The sequence below is a fragment of the Pseudomonadales bacterium genome (genome assembly GCA_013215025.1).
In the GTDB taxonomy this organism is placed as follows: domain Bacteria; phylum Pseudomonadota; class Gammaproteobacteria; order Pseudomonadales; family DT-91; genus DT-91.
The window spans coordinates 1-6,846 of sequence record JABSRR010000170.1 but is presented as its reverse complement, the minus strand read 5'-3'; the positions used below and the strand labels follow the sequence as shown (position 1 = coordinate 6,846).

Here is a 6,846-nt window from a genome sequence, read left to right as displayed (position 1 = left end):
CTACTTACGGCTGTCCCTTATTAATCCGTTCTAATTTAAATCATTGGCACAAACCGTACGGGCAGGGATTGTTTTGTCTGGATGATTCCTCTTTTATTTTTTGTAATAATGTGAAGATATTGGTGATTTACGTCTGGTCCCACAGGGATGACCATTTGGCCATTGGGTGCCAGCTGCTCAATTAAAGCATCCGGAACCTGGGTAGGTGCTGCTGTAGTTATGATCCGGTCATAAGGAGCGTCATTGACCCATCCCTTTTTCCCATTGAAACAGAAAACCTCAATATTTTGGTAATTTAATTTTTTCAATCTCTTTTTTGTTGAATCCGCAAGTGCTTTTACAATTTCAAGGGAAATAACTTTTTTTACCAGCAAAGACAGTATTGCAGCCTGGTATCCACAACCGGTGCCGATTTCAAGAACGGTGTGGTGAGATTGGACATTTAGCATTTCTGTCATCACCGGCAGTGCCGGTGGCGCCAGGATTATATTCATTAGTAATATAGTTGTATTTACCTTCATTTTTACAGTTTGTCGGTAAATATTGCGCCAGCTCAAGCATTGCTTCAGCTTGGTCTGGGTTTGCAGCTTGATCACAGTTAACCCCAGGCGTACACCAGTTATTAGGGTCGAAGCGATCGCCATTAGGGTCAAGCAAATGCGAGGTCAGGTCAACGCCAAGAATGCTGTCTTCGTAGCCAGTGATAAACATAAAGTTTTCGCCGCCATCACCGATCGAATCAAATTCACTGAAAAATGTACTTGATGGATCGATAAATACCGGATTCCATTCAAACTGGTAGTAAGCCTCAATACTGATCGAGTCTGTAAGGCTAGTTTGAAGTAAGATCGAGTTGTTAGGTAAAAAGAGTTCTTTAAGTTCAAGCCCAGGTTGATTACGAATATGCGCATCGACGTGGTTGATAGCGGTCGCAAGACCGCCGCCGGATAATAATGCCTCACCCCAGCTGATAACCTGACGCCCCAAGCGCAAGGTCATTTCTTGTTCGTTCGGTAACATAAAACTGGTGTAGTAGAAGGCATCTAAAAGACGGTAACCCTCACGCGCATAATCGGTAGCAGCAGGGTTAAATTCGCCAATTTGGCCAGAATAACCACCCGCTGGACCGAAAATAGGGTTGGCATTATTTGAGCGCCAGGCAAATTCATCAGCTGCCGTGCTTTGGTCGTAAATATAGTCTTGCCAAAATTTGGCACGAACGAAAACGCCGCTGTCGCCAAAGTTAACATCGGCTTCGGTTAACAGGCTTAAACGTTGCGAAACAATGCCGGTATCGAAGTTATTGTTACCATCATTTGAGTTAATGATAAAAGCGTTATCGATGATATTTGGCAAATTACGCAACTGAATATCGTTAGGTCCACCGGTCGAGCCGACAGAGATGCGCTCGCTTCGTTCTTCAATACGAAACTGTGTGCCTGCGGTGACAACGGTATCCCATTCAATGGAATAGTCGTCAAATTCAAACGATGCTGCTTGAGAATAGTGAGATAATAAAATAGTGCTACTTGCAAACACAGAGAATGCAGTTATTTTTTTTATGTCGAACACGAGCCGGCTTCCAATGACGTCTTATTGTTTTTATGCTTGATTGGTATAAGCAATATCTCCTTAATGATGATGAAATTAACTGACAAATGCAAGTGTTTATCTCACACATATTAAAAGATGATTGCTGCAATATTCTTGGCAAGCTCTTCTCTATTGAGTCAAGCTTTTAGGCAACATCGAAATAAAGGCCTTAGATGCATTGGACAAGCTTCGCTCCTGATGAGTAATTAGGCCAAGATCCCTTGTTAAGGATTTATTATTTAGCTTTAAGCTAACTAGCTCGCTATCAATCATGGAGGCAGGCAGAACTGACCAGCCGAGTCCAATACTGGTCATCATTTTTATCGTTTCTAAATAATTGGTCTCGATAATTTTTTGCAATTCGGCATCTTGGTTAAGAAAAGCGGCCTGCACTAAATTGCCGGTGAAAGTTGAAGCCTTGGGTAAAATAGCCGGGAACTCTGCAAGATCATGTAAATTTAAGTTTTTTTGCTGGCGAAGTTTGTCGAGTTCGTGCCCAGCGTTGACACAAAATTGCATGCTGTCAACCCATAGTGGCCGCTGCTGAAGTGCATCAAATTGCTGTTGACTGTGGTTTAGCGTGGCCAATGCAAACTCGACATGGCCTTGAGCGACCTGTTTGTAGGCTTCGTCTGAGTCTAAAAAGCTGATTGAAAGCTGAACCTCGGGGTAATTTAGCGCAAATTGCTTCAGGATTGAGGGTAGTCGATGGAGGCCGATATGGTGACTAACCCCCATATTTAACTTACCTGAAACCTGTTGCTGAATATTGTCCATCTCGATGTGACAATTTTTAAATGCCTGAATCAGCTGTTCAGCATGTTGGGCAAACACTTGGCCAGCCTGCGTGAGCATCACGTTTTTACCCACGCGGTCGAATAATACAACGTTTAATTCTTGTTCTATATTTTGTATGCGCTTACTGATCGCGGGTTGCGTCAAATGCAGTAGCTCGGATGTGCGCGTAAATGATTGAGTTCTGGCAACAACTATAAAGGTTTCAAGATTTTGCTGATTCATAATGCCTTAGGCCTTACTCGGGAGTTAAGTCAGTATTATTGCCATTCCTAAAATTTATTCAAATTATAAAAATAATGAATTTGTTTTATTTTGCGTGCAGGGATAAAATTGACACAGTGATTGAGAGTTAAATTATGGCGAAAACTTTATACGACAAATTATGGGCATCGCATCTTGTTAAGCAACGCGATGATGGTACGGCGTTAATCTATATTGATCGTCAACTGATTCATGAAGTGACTTCACCGCAAGCCTTTGAAGGTTTGCGGATGGCCGGGCGTTCGCCTTGGCGGCGCAGTGCAAACCTTGCTACGCCAGATCATAATGTACCGACGACCGCGAAAGAGCGCTCGCAAGGCATAGATGGCATCGCTGACCCAGTGTCCAAAATTCAAGTTAAGACGCTAGCAGACAATTGCCAAGATTTTGATTTGCCTGAATTTAAAATCGATGATGTTAGGCAAGGTATTGTGCATGTTGTAGGCCCTGAGCAGGGGGCAACATTGCCGGGTATGACGGTTGTCTGTGGAGATTCCCATACCTCTACGCATGGCGCTTTGGGCGCTTTGGCGCACGGCATTGGTACTTCTGAAGTTGAGCATGTGCTGGCCACGCAGTGTTTGATTCAGAAAAAAATGCGCAATATGTTGGTGCGTGTAGACGGCCAGTTATCGGCAGGCGTAACTGCAAAAGATGTAGTGCTGGCGATTATTGCAGAAATTGGCACGGCTGGTGGCACCGGCTTTGCGATCGAGTTTGGTGGTCAAGTGATGCGGGATATGTCGATGGAAGGCCGCATGACAGTCTGTAATATGGCAATTGAGGCGGGTGCTAGAGCTGGCATGGTTGCGGTTGATCAAACCACGCTGGATTATGTTAAAGGTCGACCTTTTGCGCCTAATGAAGCGCAATGGGCTGATGCCGAGGCCGCATGGCGAGATTTAGTGTCTGATCCAGAGGCGGTATTTGATAAGACGGTGGTTTTAGACGGTGCAGCCATCAAGCCTCAAGTCAGTTGGGGCACCTCACCTGAAATGGTAGTAGCGATAGATGCTACAGTGCCTAATCCTGATGATTGTGACGACCCTGTACAAAAGTCTGATTATGCAAGAGCGCTTGAGTATATGGGGCTGAGTGCTGGGCAGGCGATTACTGATATTCAGTTAGATCGTGTGTTCATTGGTTCCTGCACTAACTCGCGCATTGAAGACCTGCGCGCAGCGGCGCAAGTCGTTAAGGGCAAGCAAGTGGCACATAGTCTGATCGAGGCAATTGTGGTGCCTGGTTCAGGACTGGTTCAGCAGCAGGCTGAAGCTGAGGGTTTAGATCAAATATTTATTGATGCTGGCTTGCAATGGCGTGAGCCGGGTTGTTCGATGTGCCTGGCGATGAATGCCGATAAGCTAGGTCAGGGGGAGCATTGTGCGTCTACCTCAAATCGAAATTTCGAGGGGCGACAAGGTTTTGGCGGCAGAACGCATTTAGTCAGTCCTGCTATGGCTGCCGCTGCCGCGATAGCTGGTCATTTTGTTGATGTTCGATCGCTTGAAATAGCGCCTTTATAAAAGAGGTAAATAATGGACAAGTTTTCAGTATTAAACGGTATTGCAGCGCCCATGGATAGGGCCAATATAGATACCGATATGATCATTCCAAAGCAGTTTTTAAAGTCAATCAAGCGCTCAGGTTTTGGCCCGAACTTATTTGATGAGTTGCGCTATCTTGACGAAGGGCAGCCTGATCAGGATTGTTCAAAGCGCCCGTTAAATCCAGACTTTGTGCTAAACCAAGCGCGCTACCAAGCTGCTGAAGTTTTACTGGCAAGAGCTAATTTTGGCTGTGGTTCATCACGCGAACATGCGCCTTGGGCCTTGTTAGATTTTGGCTTTAAGGCGGTTATTGCGCCGAGTTTTGCCGATATATTTTTTAATAACTGCTTTAAAAACGGTATTTTACCGATTGTGCTGGAGGAGTCGGCGGTTGAGGCTTTATTTAACGCCTGTTATGCCAATGATGGTTTTACCATTTGCATTGATTTGCCAGAGCAAACCGTCTCTGCCGGAACTGATTTAATGTTTAGCTTTGAAGTTGACCCGTTTCGCAAGCATTGTTTGATCAATGGCTTAGATGATATTGGTTTGACGCTAGAGGATGCCGATCAAATTCGTAAATTTGAGCAGACTTGGCAGGCTAAATCACCGTGGCTGTTCGCGGATCTAAATACATAAGCACTTGCTGCTAAGGCACTGTTTGTTAAGAAAAACAAAAATTGGATACTTATATGACCAGAAATATTTTAATCCTGCCGGGCGACGGTATTGGCCCTGAAATCATGACTGAGGCAGAGAAAGTTCTAACCTTTGTGAATCAAAAGTTTGACCTGTCACTGGCATTGGATCATGCCCTAGTAGGTGGCTGTGCGATTGATGCAACCGGTGGTCCCTTACCTGATGAGACACTGCAGAAGGCTAAAGCCTCTGATGCAATTTTATTGGGTGCAGTTGGTGGGCCACAGTGGGATAGCTTAGAGATGGCTAAACGGCCGGAGCGAGGTTTATTGGGTATTCGCTCGCAGTTAGGTTTATTTGGCAATCTTAGGCCAGCGCTGTTATATCCTCAGCTTGCTGATGCCTCGACGCTAAAAAAAGAGATTGTCGCCGGCTTAGATATCGTGATCGTGCGTGAGCTGACTGGCGGCATTTATTTTGGTCAGCCAAGAGGTATTCAAGAGAATGCTGACGGCGAGCGTGAAGGCTTTAATACTTATCGTTACAGTGAGTCGGAGATTCGTCGCATAGCCAAAGTTGCCTTTGAACTTGCCATGAAGCGTGATAAGCGCCTTTGCTCAGTTGATAAAGCCAATGTGCTTGAGGTTACCGTGTTATGGCGCGAAATCATGCAGGACGTGGCGAAAGATTACCCTGAGGTAGAGCTTTCACATATGTATGTTGATAATGCTGCGATGCAGTTGGTGCGCGCGCCTAAACAGTTTGACGTATTGGTCACCGGTAATATGTTTGGCGATATTCTTTCTGATGCAGCGGCCATGCTCACTGGCTCCATCGGCATGTTACCCTCCGCTTCTTTAGATGTGAATGGTCGCGGTATGTATGAACCTTGTCATGGAAGTGCGCCTGATATTGCAGGCTTGGGTAAGGCTAATCCGCTTGCGACGATTTTATCTGCGGCTATGATGCTGCGCTATTCTTTTGCTGAGGCCGAGGCGGCTCAAGCGATTGAAGATGCGGTTAGTAAGGTTTTGGATCAAGGTTTACGCACCGGTGATATCCATACAGCTAACGATACCTTGGTGTCTACCCATGAAATGGGTGAAGCAGTGCTGACGGCATTAAAGGCATAAGTTTTATTTTGCATAAAAATTTCTACAGTTGGTGATGGTATGTTGAAAGTTGGTTTTGTAGGTTGGCGGGGCATGGTAGGTTCCGTGCTCATGGAGAGAATGGTGGCAGAGGGTGATTTCGCCGCTATTTCGCCAACCTTTTTTACGACATCTAATGTTGGTGGCCAAGGTCCGGCCGTTGGGCATGATATTGCCGTATTAGAAGATGCAAAAAACATTGATGCATTAGCGGCAATGGATGTGATTGTTTCTTGTCAAGGCGGTGATTATACCAAGCAGGTGTTTCAGCCTTTACGGGCAAGTGGCTGGCAAGGTTATTGGATTGATGCAGCTTCCAGTTTGCGCATGGCAGATGATGCAATTATCGTATTAGATCCGGTTAATTTATCGGTGATTGAGCAGGGACTTGATCAAGGGGTTAAAAACTTTATAGGTGGTAATTGCACGGTTAGCTTGATGCTTATGGCGATCGGCGGTTTGTTCAAGGCGGATCTGGTTGAATGGGTTTCGGCGATGACCTATCAGGCAGCCTCGGGCGCTGGTGCAAAGAATATGCGCGAACTTATTACGCAAATGGGCGTTGTACGTGATTCGGTTGCAAGTGATCTGGCTGATCCTGCCTCAGCTATTTTATCAATTGACAAAAAAGTTGCAGCGGCCATGCGCGCAGATGATTTTCCAACGGCAGAGTTCGGCGCGCCTCTGGCGGGAAGCCTGTTGCCATTTATTGATACTCAGCTTGATAATGGACAAAGCCGGGAAGAATGGAAAGGCATGGCAGAAACCAATAAGCTGCTGGGTCTCTCCTCAGCATTGCCCATTGACGGAACATGCGTGCGCATAGGCGCAATGCGCTGTCATTCTCAAGCACT

General features: G+C 45.7%; 6 protein-coding genes. 4 read left to right on the top strand and 2 right to left on the bottom strand.

Features of this window, described 5'->3' with window-relative positions:
• Positions 1–35: 35 nt before the first annotated feature.
• Together HRU21_10885 and HRU21_10880 are read right to left on the bottom strand one after the other, a co-directional pair.
• Complete coding sequence (locus HRU21_10885; GenBank protein NRA42792.1) at positions 36–644, bottom strand: protein-L-isoaspartate O-methyltransferase; 609 nt, start codon at positions 642–644, stop codon at positions 36–38.
• 1,078 nt (positions 645–1,722) lie between these two features.
• Entirely contained in the window at positions 1,723–2,613 is an 891-nt protein-coding gene (locus tag HRU21_10880; protein NRA42791.1) for a LysR family transcriptional regulator, read from the bottom strand.
• Between the two features lie 131 nt (positions 2,614–2,744).
• Between HRU21_10880 and leuC the strand changes: the two genes are divergently transcribed.
• From leuC to asd, 4 genes are all read left to right on the top strand, one after another.
• The gene (leuC, locus tag HRU21_10875; GenBank protein ID NRA42790.1) at positions 2,745–4,178 is read left to right on the top strand and encodes a 3-isopropylmalate dehydratase large subunit; all 1,434 of its coding nucleotides are present in this window, start codon (positions 2,745–2,747) and stop codon (positions 4,176–4,178) included.
• Positions 4,179–4,190: 12 nt separating this feature from the next.
• On the top strand, positions 4,191–4,841 hold the full coding sequence (gene leuD / locus HRU21_10870) for a 3-isopropylmalate dehydratase small subunit (GenBank protein ID NRA42789.1): 651 nt from the start codon (positions 4,191–4,193) through the stop codon (positions 4,839–4,841).
• 53 nt (positions 4,842–4,894) lie between these two features.
• On the top strand, positions 4,895–5,974 hold the full coding sequence (leuB, locus tag HRU21_10865; protein NRA42788.1) for a 3-isopropylmalate dehydrogenase: 1,080 nt from the start codon (positions 4,895–4,897) through the stop codon (positions 5,972–5,974).
• Between the two features lie 39 nt (positions 5,975–6,013).
• Positions 6,014–6,846 (top strand): aspartate-semialdehyde dehydrogenase (asd, locus tag HRU21_10860; GenBank protein ID NRA42787.1); only part of this gene is annotated, 833 nt, incomplete at its 3' end.